Origin of the sequence: Lamprocystis purpurea DSM 4197 (assembly GCF_000379525.1) — a bacterium.
GTDB classification, from domain to species: domain Bacteria; phylum Pseudomonadota; class Gammaproteobacteria; order Chromatiales; family Chromatiaceae; genus Thiodictyon; species Thiodictyon purpureum.
The window spans coordinates 33,184-50,141 of record NZ_KB902500.1; the positions used below are offsets into that span (position 1 = coordinate 33,184).

The following is a 16,958-nucleotide window of genomic DNA, read 5'->3' on the forward strand; positions in this document are numbered from 1 at the left end:
GTCAGGCAGCGGCTTGGTGTTGGACACGCAAGGGCGTTCCACGCGGGGTCTCGGTGAAATAGCAGCGATCCGCGTGCTCGGCGCGCTTGCCGAGATTGAAAGCGGCGACCGGGCGGTGATAGCCCATGACCCGAGTCCAGACTTCACAACGGGTGCGCTCTTCCTGATTCAGGGTCAGCATGCTCGATTCTTTCATGGTCCTAGTCTCTTGAGATTTATCGGTTGTTCCGATGGATAGTGCTCACGAACAGTCGCGTTCATTCGCCTTCTGTTGCGGCTGCATTCGCTTCCCCCTGTTTGCGCGCGATCAGTTCCTGATCGCACAGCGGGCAGAACTCGTGCTCGCCGGCGATGTATCCATGCTTGGGACAGATGGAAAAGACCGGGGTGACGGTGATATAGGGCAGCCGGAACTGAGTCAGCGCACGGCGCACCAACCGCTTGCACGCCTCGACGCTGGAGACCTGCTCGCTCATATAGAGGTGCAGCACGGTCCCGCCGGTGTAACGGGACTGGAGCGGCTCCTGCATCTCCAGGGCTTGGAAGGGGTCGTCCGTGAAACCCACCGGCAACTGCGAACTGTTGGTGTAATACGGGGTCTCTGCGGTCCCGGCCTGGAGGATGCCCGGATAGCGCTTCTGATCCTCGCGGGCGAAGCGATAGGTTGTCCCCTCGGCCGGAGTCGCCTCCAGATTGTAGAGATGACCGGTGGACTCCTGGAACTCGACCATCCGTGCGCGCACCCGGTCGAGCAGGCGGATCGCCAGCGCCTGTCCGGCGGCGGTGGTGATGTCCTCGGCATCGTGGGTGAAGTTGCGGATCATCTCGTTGATTCCGTTCACCCCGATGGTGGAGAAGTGATTACGCAGGGTCCCGAGATAGCGTTTAGTGTAAGGAAAGAGCCCGGCGTCCAGGTGACGCTGGACCACTTTGCGCTTGATCTCCAGACTGTTGCGCGCCTGGTCCAGCAAGCGGTCGAGCCGCGCCAGCAAGGCGGTCTCGTCGCCCGCGTGGAGATAGCCCAACCGCGCGCAGTTGATGGTGACCACACCCACCGAGCCGGTCTGCTCGGCTGAACCGAAGAGCCCGTTGCCGCGCTTGAGCAACTCGCGCAGGTCGAGTTGCAGCCGACAGCACATGGACCGGACCATGTTGGGCGAGAGTTCGGAATTGATGAAGTTCTGGAAATACGGCAAACCGTACTTGGCGGTCATGGCGAAGAGCCGGTCCGCGTTCTCACTCTCCCAGGGGAAATCGGGCGTGATGTTGTAGGTCGGGATCGGGAAGGTGAAGATCCGGCCTTTGGCATCCCCCGCCGTCATCACCTCGATATAGGCCCGGTTGATCAGGTCCATCTCGACCTGAAGGTCCCCGTAGGTATAGGGCTGTTCCACCCCGGCGATCACCGGCACCTGGTCGCGCAGGTCGTCCGGGCAGACCCAGTCGAAGGTCAGATTAGTGAAGGGCGTATTGCCGGTAATGAAGGTCTTGCCGTTGCGGCGTGCGACGAAGGTGCCGTTACGGGTCGTCGGGCACCAGACCTTGCCCTGGTAGGGCCGACGTTCGATGAGCTGGATATAGGTCTCGCGATTGCGGACCAGGTTTAAGACATGGACGCCCGAGTCCTCACGCGTGTAGACGCTGCTTCCGTAACCGGCCAGGGTACAAAGCGCTTGGAGTGCATCCAGGTTGTCCCGGTCGTTGGTGTAGATCCGGGTGCGGCCGTTCGGCTCAACGCTGCCGTCGCCCTTGATATAGGTGTCCAGGAAGAGCCGGATCTGGCGGACCGAGAGGGTGCGGACGACCGCCGGAACGCATTTGCGCTCCAGATGGCCCAGCACGAAGTCGCTGCCTTCCTTATTCAGGCGATAACGGTAGACGGGATAATTCGCGTAGGTTCCGGTCCTCTCCAACAGGTGGTAGGAGAGCCCCAGTTCTTCGAGCAGCCACGCGATCTCGGCGGCATTCTCCGGATTGCCGGTCGATTGGAACAGGCTGATACGGCGACGCCCGGCGCTGAAATCAAAGTTCCCCTCGGCGACTACCCAGGCCAGCAGCATCACCACCCGGTCGTCGATCTCAACCGTCGAATCCGTCTCCCAGGCGTTCGGGATGATGACCGGGGACTTGAGTGCCGCGACCGCTTCGATGTCTTCCAGGACCCACCGGTTATCGCTGTTGAAGACCTTGCGCAGGACTTTGTGTCCCGGGGTGATCCATTGCTCCTGGGTACGGTTGCGCAGAACGTACATATCGCCGTCGAAGTCATAGGACTTCACGGCCAGCGGCTCCAGATATTCCAGGCGATTATTGCGCCAATCGAAGGTCGCGATGCGCTCGCCGGCCTGAAGCTGGTCGTAGTGCTTCCAACCGTGTTCGGTCAGACACTCGGTGTGCGCATCGACACATTGGGTGCCCCACCGCGACGGCACATTGAGATTATAGATCAGCTCCTGGATGCATTGGCGAACCTCGGCATAACCGAGCCGGTCGGCGCGCACGAAGGGGGCCATGTAGGTATCGAAGCTGGAGAAGGCTTGAGCGCCCGCCCACTCGTTCTGCAAGGTCCCCAGAAAGTTCACGATCTGGCCCACCGCGCTCGACATATGCCGCGGCGGCCCCGCCTCGACACGCCCCGGCACCCCGTTCAGACCCTCGTGCAGCAGGGTGCGTAATGACCAGCCGGCGCAGTAGCCCGACAGCATGTCCAGATCATGGATGTGGATGTCGCCCTCACGATGGGCCTCGCCGATCTGCGGCGGATAGACATGCGACAGCCAGTAGTTGGCGATCATCTTGCCCGAGGTGTTGAGAATCAGCCCACCGAGCGAATACCCCTGGTTGGCGTTGGCGGCCACCCGCCAGTCGGAACGGTCCAGGTACTCGTCGATGGAGGCAGCCACGTCCACCAAAGTACGCTCATGGTCGCGCAGTCGCGAGTGCTGTTCCCGATAGACGATGTAGGAGCGCGCGGTCTCGAAATGGTTGGCGGAGATCAGCGTCTGCTCCACCACATCCTGGATACCCTCGATGTCCGGCAGCCGCCCGTTGCCGAAGCGGTGCGCCAGCACCTTGACCACTTGGGCGGTCAGGAGGCGCGACTCCATGTCACCGAACTCCCCGCTCGCCTGGCCGGCCCGCAGGATGGCGGATTCGATCTTGGCTGCATCGAAAACGACCTCCCGCCCGTCGCGTTTGAGGACGCGGGTGGGCAGGGTCGCGAGCGTGTTCGATCCTGTCCTCATGGCAGCGTTTCCCGGTGAGATACTATATTTTGTGTCGGCGAGACTTCTAGACACAGTATATAGGGGGTCGACGGTCAGGGCAAGATCGCCAGGGCAGGTTGCTCAAGGGCTCCGCAGGTGCTTGAAAACTGATGTCCGCGCGCTCCGGCGGAGCCCTGCGGTGAACCGCCGCGAGTCAGTCAAGACCTTTAAAGTCGCACCGCGACCTTGTGGGAGCGGCCTCCGGCCGCGATGGGGCGCCGTGTTGAACGCCAATGCCGCGACCCTGCGAGGCCCCATCGCGGCCGGAGGCCGCTCCCACGGAGGATGTTCTTCGTGTGGGATGGAGGCCAATCGCCTGAAGGCGAAGAATGGGGCGTCGGGCGGCGCGCTGCGCGCCGACGCCCGCCCGTTCAGATGGTCTCGACGAACTGTTCGAGTTTGCGGGTATCGGCAGCGAACAGCCGAATGCCCTCGGCGAGCTTCTCGGTCGCCATGGCGTCCTCGTTCATCGCCCAGCGGAAGGCGCGTTCGTCGTAGCTGACCTTGGGGATATCCATGGACCGGGCCTGATCCGCATCGAGCTTGCGGGGCAAATCGCCGTGCCGCGCGGCCAGTTCGCCCAGCAGTTGGGGTGCGATGGTCAGGTAATCGCAGCCGGCCAGTTGCAGGATCTCGTCGAGGTTGCGGAAACTCGCGCCCATCACCACGGTCCGGTAGCCGTGACGCTTATAATAATTGAAGATCTTGGTGACCGAGAGGACCCCTGGGTCGGCTTCGGCCGGATAACCGTCAACCTTGTTCGCGGCCTTGTACCAATCGAGAATGCGCCCGACAAAAGGCGAGATCAGGGTCACGCCGGCCTCGGCGCAGGCGACCGCCTGGGCGAAACTGAACAGCAGCGTGAGGTTGCAGTGCAGGCCTTGGGCCTCCAACCGCTCGGCGGCGCGAATGCCCTCCCAGGTGGAAGCGACCTTGAACAGCACCCGCGCCGCCGGGTCGATACCGACCTGCCGATAGAGTTCGGCCAGCCCCTGGGCGCGCAGGATGGTCGCCTCGGTATCGAATGACAAGCGGGCATCGATCTCGGTGGAGACCCGGCCGGGGACGATTTCCAGGATTTGCTTGCCGAAATTGACCGCCAATCGGTCCATGGTCCACCGGGACCGGGCCTGTGGATCATCGCCGCCGCGTGCTTTGCCGAAGGTCGCCGCGTCCACCGCCAGTTCCCGGTAGTGAGGCAACTGCGCGGCCTTGAAGAGCAGCGACGGGTTGGTGGTCGCGTCCTGGGGCTGATACTCGGCGATGGACTCGAAGTCCCCGGTATCGGCAACCACGGTGGTCATGGTCTTGAGTTGTTCGAGCGTGTTCATCAAGCGGTTCCTTATGGTCTGGTGGTCTGGTGTCAAGTCGCAGCGGAATGCTGTAGCACCCGCCCCAAGTCACCCGCACGGGTCGTCGCGGTCGCCGGGGCCTGGGGGCCGACGATAACTCTCCACGAAATGCCGGTCCCGTTCCAGGATGGTATCGTTGCGGATATCTCTCAGGTGCTTGATGCGCACTCGGCCGTCGGCCGGTTGGAAATCGATCTTGCGCGCGAACGGGCCGCCCAAGTCTTCCTCAATGATCGGAATGTTCGCCTGGCGCAGGAAGAGACGCGCGAAGGCGATGCTGCGCTCTCCAACCATACAGTCATTGCTCAGGATGCGCGAGCCACCGAACAGCTTGGCCTCCAGATGGTGTCGCTGCGCCCCGGCGTCGAGCAGTGCTCTGAACAGGTCGAACATGGCATCCTCTCCAGGACTCGACACCGCCCCCGTCGTCACGTGCGGTTCCATGAAATGGTTCATGCCCCCGAGACCCTGCGAACGATCACGGAGACACGCGGCCACGCAAGTGCCGACGACGGTAACGATGGTCTCGCTGCGGCTGACATAAAACTGCCCCGGCAGCAGTTTGGCCGCATACCGGTGGTTCACCGCATCGAAATAGCGGTTGATGTGCTCGAAGCCTCGCGGCGCGGGTTGCAACTGCATCAGTACTGCCTCGGTTTGCCCTCACTGACTACACGTTCGTCGGCGGGAACGCGCACGTCGCCTTGCGAACTCGAAAAGCGTTCTTGTGCCGGGGGGCGCGCTCCGGCGCCGGTACCCGACACCCACGAACATAGCGCCCTCTCGGTGTCCGCGCAATTGGTCAGCGGCAGGGCGCGCGGGCACCCGACGCGGCGATTGCCCTGGTGGGCTCCTGCGCGCGTTTGCTCGGGTCGGGTTCAACCACGAGAGAATTGGGTTATCATGCACCACGTGAACCTGCGTGACCTCAAATACATCCTCGCCGTCGCCGAGACGCGCCACTTCGGGCGTGCGGCCCTGCGCTGCTTCGTCAGCCAGCCAACCTTGAGCGGACAGATCAAGAAGCTGGAGGATGAACTCGGTGTCGTGATCTTTGAGCGCACCAACCGGTCGGTAGACATCACCCCGGTCGGTGAGACCATCCTGGCCCATGCCCGACTGGCGGTGGAACAGGCCGAAACCATCGAGCAGGTCGCGCGCGCCCATCAGGACCCACTGGCCGGACCCTTGCGCGTCGGCGCCATCCCCACCTTGAGCCCGTACCTGATGCCGCTGGTGCTGGTGCCGCTCAAACGCACCTATCCTGGACTGCGCCTGGTCCTGTCCGAGGAGATCACCGAGTCACTGCTGGGCCGGCTCCAGCGCCACGAAATCGACGCCGCCCTGCTTGCCACCGCCCCGGACGATGCGGACCTGGACGCCATGCCGCTGTTCGACGAGCCCTTCTGGCTGGCCCATCCACGCAATCACCCGCTCTACGAAAAAGACGAGATCGATGCCGAGGACCTCAAATCCATCGACCTGCTCTTGCTCGCCGACGGTCATTGCCTCACTCACCAGGTCATGGACGTGTGCCGCCTGACGGAGCGCCCCACCCATGGCGAAATGGCGGACCTGCGGGCGGCCAGCCTGGAGACCTTGCTGCAGTTGGTCGGCGCCGGCTTTGGCTGCACCCTGGTGCCGGCCCTGGCCATCCGCGGCGGCTGGATGACCGACAGCGGCATCATCGCCCGTCCACTCGCCTTGCCGGACGCCTTCCGGCGCATCGCGCTGGTGTACCGCCGCAGCTTTCCGCGCCGCGCCGCCCTGGAAGTCTTTGCCCAAGTGGTGCGGGAACACCTACCGAATACGGTTCGTCGACTCGCTCCCGCCTGAGGTCAGCCGAACCGTGGCGAGCGGCTGATGCTACCGATCCGCAACGCGCCCTCCCCCGCGCCCGGAAGAAGCTCGACAATTTGCTAATATCCTTATATTTTTCTGCAAGTTAAAGCCATCAGAACTGATGTTTTCGACGCTCTTTTTGTCTTTTCTTTGCGCTGGGGCAACTAATTCGCGATTTCCGCAAGCAGAATTCTCAATGAAGCCTATGATACCGGTGTCCATCGTATTTCAGGATGCCTTTTGATGCAGCGATGGACATGCAGGGGGCTCAACCCCCATCCAAAAAAACAAGCTCGAGGAGGCCGAAATGACTAACACACAAACCAGTACCCTGTGGGAAATCTGCAGACAGGGCCTGCCGCTCGTCGCCGACGAGGCCGCGGAGTGCTGGGACAAGGGTCAACCCTTTGAGATGGAGCCGAAATACCGCCTGGCCCGCTCCGTGGAGGCGCTGATCAACCAGAGTAACTGGGAAATCGGTCGGGACGAAGAGTTCGCCTAGCGATCAGGATCCGCCGCCCTCAAGGTGCACTGCCAACCAGATGCACTGGGGCTCGGCGGACGTCTCGACCACCCGATGCGGGGTGTGGGCGGGGATGAAGAGATAGTCGCCGCTGACCAGCATGCGCTCCTCGCCCGCGACCCAGAGCCGCGCCTCACCCTGGAGCAGGATGACCCACTCGGACTGCGGCTGGTCATACAGGACCGGTTCCGGGAATGGGCTGCTGACGATGCGCTCGATCCAGACTCGCCCCGCGGGCAGTTCCAGTCGCAGCAATTCTTCAAAGATCTCGCCCGTCGCCGGCCCCGGCAGCAGGGCGAAGAGGTTTCCGGTACGCGACAACATCCTGCACCTACTCCCAGCGGAACAACCAGGCCGCCAGCGAGAGAAAAGCCAGGGCCAGACCCACCAGGATCAAGATCTGCGGCAGCACGTCCGCCACCATCGCCCCATCGATCATGACCCGCCGGGCCGCGTCGACCATATGGGTCAAGGGCGACAGTTGCGACAGCAAACGGGCCGCCGCACTGGTGCCCTCCATCGAGAACCAGACTCCGGACAGCAACAGCATGGGCCAGGAAATCAGGTTCAGGATGCCGTCGGCCAATTCCTCCGTGCGCAACCGCGCGGAGACGATCAGCCCCAGGCTGATCAGGCACAGGGCCCCGCCGACATAGATCAGGGCGAGCGCCGCGTAAGAACCGCGCATGGGGAAGTCGAGCAGCAAGGCGGCGCCGGTATAGACCACCAGACTCGCACTCATCACCACCAACAGTCGAGAGAGCACCTGAGCAGCCAGGAACTCAAAGGGGCTCAGCGGCGTCGCCTTGAGCCGCCGCAGCACACCGTTCTTGCGGTAACGCACGATCACCCAACCCACGCCCCAGAGGCTGGAGAACATCACGTTCATGGCCAGGACCCCAGGCAACACCCAATCGGCATAGCTGACGGCCGCCCCGCTGACGGTCCGGCGCGCTGGTCCTGTTCCCTGCCCGGCAGTCTCGACGCTTGCGCCACGCTCGGCGCCCAGCAGCAAGCGTTCGGCCAGATAGCCGCGCGGTGACTCCAGATTGACCCAATAGGTCACCGGGGCCGTGCGCCGATCGACCAGGAGGTCGAGTTGGTGACGCTCCACCTTCAGGACAGCGCCCTGCGGATCGGTCAAGGGAACGAACTGAACATGATCCAGCGCCAGCAACCCGGTTGGGGACTGCGGCAAGGTCCCGTCGGCGGTGATCACCCCGACCTTGAACTGATCCTGCGGGTCGCCGCTGAAGATGAAGGCAAACGCCAGCACCATCAGGATCGGCATGAAAATATTCCACCCGAGTCCGGCATGGTCCCGGTAGAACTCCCGGTTACGGGCGACGAAAACAGCGAAGATGCGGCGCCACATGCGTGGGGCTCCTGTTCATGGATGGGTTTGCGGCACCGGGCTGCGACCTGGCGTCTTGCCGTAGGGCAATTGCCGGAAGGTGACGGCAAGCGCCTGAGAATCACGCCATCTGCCGCGGGCTCAGGCCCGCAAGGCGTGCCCGGTCAGCTTCAGAAACAGATCCTCCAGGTTCGGGGTGGCGACCCGCAGAGCCGACAGATCCGCGCCAAGCTGTTCCAATTCCTTGAGAACCGGCGCCGCCGCATCCGCAAACAGCTCGATCTCTCCCCCGCGACTGGTCGCCGTCGGCGGCAGGGGCACGCCGTCCGGCCATGCCGAAGCCGGCAAACGGATCACCGCGGCCGGGAAATGCTCACCGATCAGAACCCCTGGAAGACCCTGGGCAATGATGCGCCCGCGATCGACGATGGCCACCTCATCGCACAGGCGTTCGGCCTCTTCCATATAGTGGGTGGTCAGCAGGACCGTGGTGCCGCGGCGGCGCACCGTCTCGATCAGCGCCCAGAAGTTGCGCCGCGCCTGCGGATCGAGCCCGGTGGTCGGTTCGTCCAGAAAGACCAGTTCCGGATCGTTGACCAGGGCCACGGCGAGCAGCAGGCGCTGCCGCTGACCACCCGAGAGCTTGCGGGTATCCCGGTCCAGGATCTCGTCCAGATTGCAGAGCCGGATCACCTCATCGCGCGGGGCCGTGCGGCGATAGAGGCTCGCGAACATCGTCAGGGTCTCGGCCACGGTCTGAAAATCCTGCAGCGCGGTCGCCTGGAACTGGATGCCGATAGACTCCCGGTAGGCGTGACCCAGGGGCGCCCCGCGGAACAGCACCTGACCCGCATTCGGCGTCTGGATCCCCTCCAGCATCTCCAGGGTCGTGGTTTTCCCCGCCCCGTTCGGACCCAGTAAACCGAAACAGCGGCCGGGCTCGACACGAAAACTAACCCCATCGACCGCACGCACACCGCCGTTGGGTCCGGGGTAGGTCCGGACCAGGTCGCGGGCCTCGATCAGCGCGTCCATCGCGCACTCCCGCACCCATCAGGGCGACAGCAGACCCAGCGCGCGGCCACGGATTCGGTTAGGATTTGTGCACCTCTCATCGCGGCAAGCCCGCCAACGTACCAACGGAGTCCTGTTCCATGGCGATCCTGATCATCGGTCTCATCCTCTTTCTCGGTGTACATTCGCTCCCCTTTCTCGCCCCGACATGGCGCGAGTCCCTTCAAGTGCGCATCGGTGAGGTCCCTTACAAGGGGCTCGCCTCGGTGTTGAACCTGACCGGCTTTTTACTGATCATCTGGGGCTACGGGCTGGCCCGCCAGGAGCCGTTCACAGTGTACGCCCCGCCCGTCTGGACCGCGCACCTTGCCTTGCTGATTCTGGTGCCGGTTTTTCCCCTGTTGTTCGCCGCCTTCCTGCCGGGGCGCATCCAGACCTGGGCCAAACACCCCATGCTGCTGGCCGTCATTCTCTGGGCGCTGGCCCACCTGATCGCCAACGGAAACCTGGCGGATGTGGTGCTGTTCGGTTCCTTCCTCGCCTGGTCACTGGCCGATCGCATCTCCTTCATGTGGCGCACCGCGCCCCCCGTACAAGGCGCACCGCCCGGCAAGGCAAACGATTGGATCGCCTTGGGCCTGGGGCTGTTGCTGTATGGGGCCTTCATGGGCGGAACCCATCTCTGGCTGATCGGCGTCTCGCCCCTGGGCGCGCGCTGAGTTGGGCCCTGAGTCGGGCGCTCGGCGCGATTGGAGTCCGGGATGATCGGCGTCCGCCCAGCCCTTTGATGCGAGGAACCCCATCATGCAATTTCCGTACGGCTTAAGCGATTACAGCAAGCTCATCCAGGGCGGATACTTCTACCAGGACCGCACGGACCGGATTCCCCTCCTCGAAGCGGCAGGGGATCAACTGATCTTCATCCGCCCCCGCCGGTTCGGTAAAAGCCTGCTGCTGTCGATGCTGGAACATTACTACGACGTCAAGCGGGCGGCACAATTCGAGGCATTGTTTGGGCATTTAGCCATCGGTAAGAATCCCACCCCACGACATAACCAGTATTTCGTAATGAAGTGGGACTTTTCGCTGGTGAAAGCGCAGGGGGATGTAAAAGAGATCGAAGCGGCGCTGCATCGACATATCAATACCGCGATCAAGGCCTGCGCCGCCAACTATGGTTGGCACGATATTGAAATTACTGCGGATGATGCGGTCGACTCACTATCATCCTTGCTGATTCGCGTGCGCCGGGAAAAACAGCGTCTCTATCTGCTGATCGACGAGTACGATAACTTCGCCAACGACGTGCTGATGGCCGGGCGCAAACAGGCGTATTACGAAGCCCTACTCTATGGCGAAGGCTTGCTGAAAACCGTATTCAAGGCGGTGAAAGCAGCGGCGGGCGGACAAGGACTGGATCGGGTCTTTATCACCGGTGTTTCACCGGTCGTCCTCAGCGACATGACCAGCGGCTATAACGTCGGGGAGAACATCTACCTGGACGAGGCGTTCAATGACCTGTGCGGTTTCACCGAGGCGGAGATCGCTGCCGTGCTGACGCGAATGGCCATGGTGGGCGGTTCCTGGTCGGCGACGGACGCACTGGAGACGATGCGCACCTTTTATAACGGCTACTGCTTTAGCGAAACCGGCGGCGAGCGGCTCTACAACCCGACCCTGAGCCTGTATTTTCTCAAGGCTTTGCAGACCAAAGGCCGCTATCCACAAGAGATGCTGGACGAAAATCTGGCGATGGATCGCGGCAAGCTGACCTACATCGCCCAACTCCCCCATGGCGAAGAGGTGTTGATTCAGGCACTCAATGGCGAGGAGGGGGTGATCATTCCCCGCCTGGCCCGGCGCTTCGGCGTCGCTGACGTGTTGACCGCTGTCAAGGATCAGCCGTTCATGGCCTCGCTGCTGTACTACTTCGGGGTCCTGACGTTCGCCGGGCGAGGCGTGCTGGGCAAGGCGATCCTGAACATCCCCAATCTGGTGGCTCGCTCGCTGTATGTTGAACGGTTGCGGGAGCTCTGGCTGCCCACCTACGAAGATCGCCAGACCATCCCGCGCCTGGCGGAAACGGTATATCTCCAAGGCGATTTGGCCCCGCTGGTCGCCTTTATCGAACAGCGTTATCTCCCGGTACTATCGAATCGCGATTATCGCTGGACCAACGAACTGCTGGTGAAAATCGCCTTCCTCACGCTGCTGTTCGATGACCGGCTGTACATGATGGTCTCGGAAACCGAGGTGGATCACGGCTATAGCGATCTGAGCCTGATTGTCCGATCCGATATGCGGCAGTTTCAGGCCCTGGATCTGCTGTTGGAATTCAAATACCTGAGCCTGAAAGACCTGGGGCTCACCGGAGAGCAGGTGCGTGAATCCACCGCGGCGGAATTGGCGGCGCGACCACTCATCCAGGCGAAACTGGCGGAGGCGGCAGACCAGGCGCAACGCTATGGTACCGCCTTGCAGACCCGCTATGGCCTGACCGATCTGCGACTGTTTGCGGTAGTCGGCGTCGGGCTGGAGCGGGTGGTTTGGCGGGTGGTCCAGTCGGTCAAACCCTAGCGATAGGCAGGATCATCAGCAACGCGAGAGCGGCGCCGCGCGACCCACTACCGCTTCCAGAAACGATAGTTACTCCGCGTCGAGCAATTGCTCACCCCGCTCGACGCGGGCCGCCCGCAGCAGCCAGCGGGACAAGGTGTCTCGATCGCGGCAGGCACGGACACGGGTCTCGAGCGGCGTGTCCACCGGCACGCCCCGTCCCTGCAATAAGGCGATTACCGCATCGGCCAGCCCTTCCGTGCGCACCGCCTCCAGGCTGTCGTAACCCTCCCGCTGCAGTAGATTGCGCAGCGTCGCCCGATGCCCTGCCGCACGGTCGTACAGGGCCTCCACCGGGATCGGATTGCGCAGGATGTCCGGCGCCTCCAACACCTCGCCCGCCCCGACCAGGCGCGGCGGCTGGCCGGCCTCGTGGACCTCCACCCGCCGCGGACCCTGCACCCGCACCACCCACACGTAACGAGTTCCGGCCGCCAGCAACTCGGCAATTTTGACCTTGAGATCCGCCTGGTCCTGACCGCGACCGGCGTACTCGATGGCCAGCGGCGGCGCACCGGGAATCCAGCCGTCCGCGTCCGCCCCGGCGGCGGCAGCCACCGCCACATCGGGGGCGCGCAGGGTGCCCGGCGCGGGCGTGAAGCCGGCATCCACGCCGGCCCATTCGACCGCCGGATCGCTGTCGTTGATGATAGCCGGTTGTCCTGCGTCATGTGGAGACAGCGCGCAAGGGGAAATGGCAACGCGCTCTCGGCGCCGCGGTGCACCGCGCTGCCGCTCGGTCTATCATTACGAGTCAGTCCGACCCGGTGCGCGCACCGGGCCACCCGACCCTGGAGCCGACCATGGCCCACACCGCAACCGCCCACTCGCTCATCGCGCCCTGGATCGACGAAGACCCGCCGGAGCACCTGCCGGACCCGCCGCCGACCCAGGACGAGCTGCCTTGCGACGACGGAGAGCCGATGGAAACCCAACGCCACAAGTGGCAGATGGACCTGCTGATCGAGACCCTGGACCGCTGGCTGGAGGCCCGCGGCGAGGGCTACGTGAACGGCAACATGTTCGTTTACTACACCCTGGAGCAGACCCGCGGACTCCATTTCAAGGGTCCGGATGTCTTCGTCGCGCTGGGCGTGCCGCGGGGCGAGCGCAAGAGCTGGGTGGTCTGGGAGCAGGGCAAAGCCCCGGATGTGGTCATCGAGCTGTTGTCCGCGACCACCTGGCGCCAGGACAAGGGCGAGAAGCTGCGGGTCTATCGGGACTGTATGCGGGTGCCCGAGTATTTCTGGTTCGATCCCTTCAATCCGGATGACTGGGCCGGCTTTGCGCTCTCCGGCGGGACCTATCTGGCGCTCGAGCGCGATTCCGCGGGCCGGCTGCCGAGTCCACTGCTGGGTCTGAGCCTGCTGCTGTGGACCGGCGTCTACCGCGGTCTGCCCGGCACTTGGCTGCGCTGGGCGGACGCGCAGGGCAGGCCGCTGCCGACCGATGGCGAGGCCGAGCGCGCGCGGGCCGACATCGAGCGCGAGCGGGCCGAAGCCGAGCGTGAGCGGGCCGAAGCCGAGCATCTGCGCGCCGAGCGTGCCGAGTCGGAGCTGGCCGCTCTGCGGGCGGAGCTGGCGGCGTATCGGCAGCGCTGAGCCTCGCTGGTGCGGAACGTCTAACGCTCCGCTAGCGCCTGCACCGCGGCCCGCGGGGCCTTTCCGTTGCTGGACGTCTGTGGCACGCGGCCGGCCCGGCGGCGCGATGTGACAAAGTGGAATTAGGGCGCGTCGAACAACTGCTCGCCCCGCTCGATACTGGCTGCCCGCAGCAGCCAGCGGTGCAGGGTGTCGTGCTCCCGACAGGCACGCACGCGGGTCTCGATCGGCGCGTCCACCGGGATGCCCCGGCCCTGTAACAAGGCGAGAATGGCCTCGGCCATGCCTTCCTCGCGTCCCTCTTGGCGCCCTTCCTTGCGACCCTCCTTGTGACCTTCCTTGCGACCTTCCTTGTGACCTTCCTTGCGACCTTCCTTGTGACCTTCCTTGCGACCTTCGTTATGACCTTCCGTGCGGACCGCTTCCAGGCTGTCGTAACCCTCCCGTTGCAGCAGATTGCGCAGCGTCGCCCGATGCCCGGCCGCGCGGTCATAAAGGGCCTCCACCGGGATCGGATTGCGCAGAATGCCCGGCGCCGCCAATACCTCGCCCGCCCCGACCAGGCGCGGCGGCTGGCCGGCCTCGTGGACCTCCACCCGCCGCGGACCCTGCACCCGCACCACCCACACGTAACGGGTTCCGGCCGCCAGCAACTCGGCAATCTTGACCTTGAGATCCGCCTGATCCTGACCGCGGCCGGCATACTCGATGGCCAGCGGCGGCGCTCCGGGAATCCAGCCGTCCGCGTCCGCCCCGGCGGGGGCGGCNACGGCCACATCGGGGGCGCGCAAGGTGCCCGGCGCGGGCGTGAAGCCGGCATCCACACCGGCCCATTCGACCGCCGGATCGCTGTCGATGACGGCGGCCCCGATCAGATTGGGCGCGGCATGCTCGCGCCGCGCCGGCGCACAGTAGAGTGGATGGCCGTTGGAGAGCTCATAGCGGTCACCCTCGCGCAACTGGTCGGCGCGAAAGGGGCCAACGGCGGGCTCGCGGCGGATCTTGGACATGGCGCTGGGCTCCGTGGTCATCAGAACGGCTCGATTGTGATGATAGCCTCGTTACTTATCCTTCTCTACCAGCGCCAGCCCCCGCGCCAGATCAGCCCGGATATCCGCGCTCGACTCCAACCCCACGGCGACCCGCACCAACCCCTCGCCGATCCCCGCCGCCGCCCGCTCCTGCGGAGTCAGACGCCCGTGGGTGGTGGTAGCCGGGTGGGTGATGGTGGTCTTCACATCGCCCAGATTGGCGGTGATGGAGAGCATGCGCGTAGCGTCGATCACCTGCCAGGCCCCGGTCCGACCGCCGCGTACGTCGAACGCGACGATGCCGCCGCCGCCCTGCTGTTGCCTGCTTTTCCCCTGTTGTTCGCCGCCTTCCTGCCGGGACGCATTCAGACCTGGGCCAAACACCCCATGCTGCTGGCCGTCATCCTGTGGGCGCTGGCCCACCTGATCGCCAACGGCAACCTGGCGGATGTGGTGCTGTTCGGCTCCTTCCTGGCGTGGTCACTGACCGATCGCATCTCCTTCAAGTGGCGCACCGCGCCCCCGGTGCAGGGCGCCCCGCCCGGCAAGGCGAACGATTGGATCGCCCTCGGCCTGGGTCCGCTGCTGTATGGGGCCTTCATGGGCGGAGCCCATCTCTGGTTGATCGGCGTCTCGCCCTTGGGCGTGCGCTGAGCCGGGCGCTCGGCGAGATTGGAGCCCTTCCACAAGGATGTGGCCGGGATCAAGGGCTGTACTGGCGCACCCCCGAGCTCAGCTTATGCGGGCAGCCCGCCTCGGACATTGGGGCATACGCTCATTCAAACATTTCCATCAAAAACGGATGCCATAAAGCAAGATCGATCTCACCCAACTTTCCGCCAAGCCTCGCCTTATCCACGCAGCGAAGTTGGTCGAGCAGAATACGCCCCATCTTCCCGTCAAACGTGACTTCCGGGCGGCAACCAAGGGGCTGTCCCTTACTCGTGAGCGGAGCGACCATCACTCTTGGCAGAACAGCATTCATATCGTCCGGTGAGACAACTAGAGCAGGTCGAGTTTTTTTAATTTCGGTACCGACGGTCGGGTCCAGCTTTACCCAATAAACCTCGCAGCGCTTCACCACTCCCATTCTTCTTGCTCCGTGAGGGTATCAGTGATGCCTTGCCAGGCATCCGAATCTTTATCGACCTGATAGTCATCAAACCAGCCAGCGCGAGGCGCTTTGACTGGACTGATGACAATGCGGCCATTTTCCACAAACAGATCAATCCGATCCTCAATCTCGCATTCGGCGAGCAATGGGGCAGGGATGATGATGCAGCGGAAGTCGCCAATTTGGCGCAGTGTGGCTTTCATTGTATTTCCCGGACCGCGTTCTGGCTATTGGTATAGCGAGTAATTGCTTCTAAGAGTTTTTCACCCTCGTTTCCGACCTTAACGATCGTTGTTACAACGACCCCCTGGGCTGCCTTTTATCGCCAGGATTCAAGCTCTGGATTATTACCGGTTCCTCCCGATTCCAGGCGAACATGGCATACCTCCCAAATGGCGTGGGTAATCTCGCATCCGTGTCCGGTTATTCGGCGTCGAACAGTTGCTCGCCCCGCACGACGCGGGCTGCCCGCAGCAGCCAGCGGTGCAAGGTGTCTCGATCGCGGCAGTCACGTACGCGGGTTTCGAGCGGCGTGTTCACCGAGATGCCCCGGCCCTGTAACAAGGCAAGAATGGCCTCGGCCATGCCTTCCTCGCGTCCCTCTTGGCGACCTTCCTTGCGAACCGCCTCCAGGCTGTCATAGCCCTCCCGCTGCAGCAGATTGCGCAGCGTCGCCCGATGCCCCGCCGCGCGGTCGTACAGGGCTTCCACCGGGATCGGATTGCGCAGGATGCCCGGCGCCGCCAACATCTCGCCCGCCCCGACCAGGCGCGGCGGCTGGCCAGCCTCGTGGACCTCCACCCGCCGCGGACCCTGCACCCGCACCACCCACACGTAACGGGTTCCGGCCGCCAGCAACTCGGCAATCTTGACCTTGAGATCCGCCTGATCCTGACCGCGGCCGGCATACTCGATGGCCAGCGGCGGCGCNCCGGGAATCCAGCCGTCCGCGTCCGCCCCGGCGGGGGCGGCCACGGCCACATCGGGGGCGCGCAAGGTGCCCGGCGCGGGCGTGAAGCCGGCATCCACACCGGCCCATTCGACCGCCGGATCGCTGTCGATGACGGCGGCCCCGATCAGATTGGGCGCGGCGTGCTCGCGCCGCGCCGGCGCACAGTAGAGTGGATGGCCGTTGGAGAGCTCATAACGGTCACCCTCGCGCAACTGGTCGGCGTGAAAGGGGCCAATGGCGGGCTCGCGGCGGATCTTGGACATGGCACGGGGCTCCATTGTCATCAGAGTGGC

At 63.9% G+C, this 16,958-nt stretch carries 18 protein-coding genes and 1 pseudogene; 6 read left to right on the top strand and 13 right to left on the bottom strand.

Translation table 11 applies throughout. The features are described 5' to 3' along the window. Position 1: 1 nt before the first annotated feature. From nrdD to A39O_RS0115570, 4 genes are all read right to left on the bottom strand, one after another. The gene (gene nrdD / locus A39O_RS0115555; RefSeq protein ID WP_020505586.1) at positions 2 to 196 is read right to left on the bottom strand and encodes an anaerobic ribonucleoside-triphosphate reductase; all 195 of its coding nucleotides are present in this window, start codon (positions 194 to 196) and stop codon (positions 2 to 4) included. A gap of 61 nt (positions 197 to 257) precedes the next feature. Beyond that, positions 258 to 3,245 (bottom strand): ribonucleoside triphosphate reductase, encoded by a 2,988-nt coding sequence (locus A39O_RS0115560; RefSeq protein ID WP_020505587.1) that lies wholly within the window; start codon positions 3,243 to 3,245, stop codon positions 258 to 260. Between the two features lie 392 nt (positions 3,246 to 3,637). Further along, on the bottom strand, positions 3,638 to 4,597 hold the full coding sequence (gene tal, locus A39O_RS0115565; RefSeq protein ID WP_020505588.1) for a transaldolase: 960 nt from the start codon (positions 4,595 to 4,597) through the stop codon (positions 3,638 to 3,640). A 69-nt stretch (positions 4,598 to 4,666) separates the two neighbouring features. Further along, positions 4,667 to 5,260: a hypothetical protein gene (locus A39O_RS0115570; RefSeq protein ID WP_020505589.1), complete on the bottom strand. Its 594-nt coding sequence runs from the start codon at positions 5,258 to 5,260 to the stop codon at positions 4,667 to 4,669. A 261-nt stretch (positions 5,261 to 5,521) separates the two neighbouring features. Between A39O_RS0115570 and A39O_RS0115575 the strand changes: the two genes are divergently transcribed. After that, a complete protein-coding gene (locus A39O_RS0115575) occupies positions 5,522 to 6,454 on the top strand; it encodes a LysR substrate-binding domain-containing protein (protein WP_020505590.1) in 933 nt (310 codons plus the stop codon). A 313-nt stretch (positions 6,455 to 6,767) separates the two neighbouring features. Then, entirely contained in the window at positions 6,768 to 6,962 is a 195-nt protein-coding gene (locus tag A39O_RS0115580) for a hypothetical protein (protein ID WP_020505591.1), read from the top strand. 3 nt (positions 6,963 to 6,965) lie between these two features. Here the strand turns inward: A39O_RS0115580 and A39O_RS0115585 are convergent, their stop codons facing one another. The 3 genes from A39O_RS0115585 to A39O_RS0115595 all read right to left on the bottom strand — a co-directional run bounded on the left by A39O_RS0115585 (position 6,966) and on the right by A39O_RS0115595 (position 9,372). Further along, positions 6,966 to 7,307 (bottom strand): cupin domain-containing protein, encoded by a 342-nt coding sequence (locus A39O_RS0115585; protein ID WP_020505592.1) that lies wholly within the window; start codon positions 7,305 to 7,307, stop codon positions 6,966 to 6,968. 7 nt (positions 7,308 to 7,314) lie between these two features. After that, on the bottom strand, positions 7,315 to 8,358 hold the full coding sequence (locus A39O_RS0115590) for an ABC transporter permease (protein ID WP_020505593.1): 1,044 nt from the start codon (positions 8,356 to 8,358) through the stop codon (positions 7,315 to 7,317). Positions 8,359 to 8,478: 120 nt separating this feature from the next. Then, on the bottom strand, positions 8,479 to 9,372 hold the full coding sequence (locus tag A39O_RS0115595; RefSeq protein WP_020505594.1) for an ABC transporter ATP-binding protein: 894 nt from the start codon (positions 9,370 to 9,372) through the stop codon (positions 8,479 to 8,481). Between the two features lie 119 nt (positions 9,373 to 9,491). Here A39O_RS0115595 and A39O_RS0115600 point away from each other — a divergent pair, with 119 nt between their 5' ends. After that, entirely contained in the window at positions 9,492 to 10,070 is a 579-nt protein-coding gene (locus A39O_RS0115600) for an NnrU family protein (RefSeq protein ID WP_020505595.1), read from the top strand. Positions 10,071 to 10,155: 85 nt separating this feature from the next. Beyond that, positions 10,156 to 11,928 carry an AAA family ATPase gene (locus tag A39O_RS0115605; protein ID WP_020505596.1) on the top strand — a complete coding sequence of 591 codons (1,773 nt, stop codon included), beginning with the start codon at positions 10,156 to 10,158 and terminating at the stop codon, positions 11,926 to 11,928. Positions 11,929 to 11,997: 69 nt separating this feature from the next. Here A39O_RS0115605 and A39O_RS33735 read toward each other — a convergent pair whose 3' ends face one another. After that, positions 11,998 to 12,579: a Uma2 family endonuclease gene (locus A39O_RS33735; RefSeq protein WP_020505597.1), complete on the bottom strand. Its 582-nt coding sequence runs from the start codon at positions 12,577 to 12,579 to the stop codon at positions 11,998 to 12,000. 191 nt (positions 12,580 to 12,770) lie between these two features. On the opposite strand from A39O_RS33735, the gene A39O_RS0115615 reads away from it, so the two are divergent. After that, a complete protein-coding gene (locus tag A39O_RS0115615; protein ID WP_083924706.1) occupies positions 12,771 to 13,568 on the top strand; it encodes a Uma2 family endonuclease in 798 nt (265 codons plus the stop codon). Positions 13,569 to 13,690: 122 nt separating this feature from the next. Here the strand turns inward: A39O_RS0115615 and A39O_RS0115620 are convergent, their stop codons facing one another. Together A39O_RS0115620 and A39O_RS38580 are read right to left on the bottom strand one after the other, a co-directional pair. Then, entirely contained in the window at positions 13,691 to 14,599 is a 909-nt protein-coding gene (locus A39O_RS0115620; RefSeq protein WP_020505599.1) for a Uma2 family endonuclease, read from the bottom strand. A 30-nt stretch (positions 14,600 to 14,629) separates the two neighbouring features. Next, a pseudogene (locus tag A39O_RS38580) lies at positions 14,630 to 14,920 on the bottom strand (PLP-dependent transferase); the annotation flags it as partial. A gap of 15 nt (positions 14,921 to 14,935) precedes the next feature. Here A39O_RS38580 and A39O_RS33740 point away from each other — a divergent pair. After that, positions 14,936 to 15,253, top strand: coding sequence for an NnrU family protein (locus tag A39O_RS33740; RefSeq protein ID WP_322786453.1), 318 nt, complete (start codon positions 14,936 to 14,938; stop codon positions 15,251 to 15,253). A gap of 121 nt (positions 15,254 to 15,374) precedes the next feature. Here the strand turns inward: A39O_RS33740 and A39O_RS0115630 are convergent, their stop codons facing one another. The 3 genes from A39O_RS0115630 to A39O_RS0115640 all read right to left on the bottom strand — a co-directional run bounded on the left by A39O_RS0115630 (position 15,375) and on the right by A39O_RS0115640 (position 16,949). Next, positions 15,375 to 15,689 carry a type II toxin-antitoxin system PemK/MazF family toxin gene (locus A39O_RS0115630; RefSeq protein ID WP_040527950.1) on the bottom strand — a complete coding sequence of 105 codons (315 nt, stop codon included), beginning with the start codon at positions 15,687 to 15,689 and terminating at the stop codon, positions 15,375 to 15,377. Further along, on the bottom strand, positions 15,677 to 15,916 hold the full coding sequence (locus tag A39O_RS0115635) for an AbrB/MazE/SpoVT family DNA-binding domain-containing protein (protein ID WP_020505603.1): 240 nt from the start codon (positions 15,914 to 15,916) through the stop codon (positions 15,677 to 15,679). The genes A39O_RS0115630 and A39O_RS0115635 overlap by 13 nt, the downstream gene beginning before the upstream one ends. A 220-nt stretch (positions 15,917 to 16,136) precedes the next feature. Then, entirely contained in the window at positions 16,137 to 16,949 is an 813-nt protein-coding gene (locus tag A39O_RS0115640; protein WP_051088827.1) for a Uma2 family endonuclease, read from the bottom strand. Positions 16,950 to 16,958: the final 9 nt, after the last annotated feature.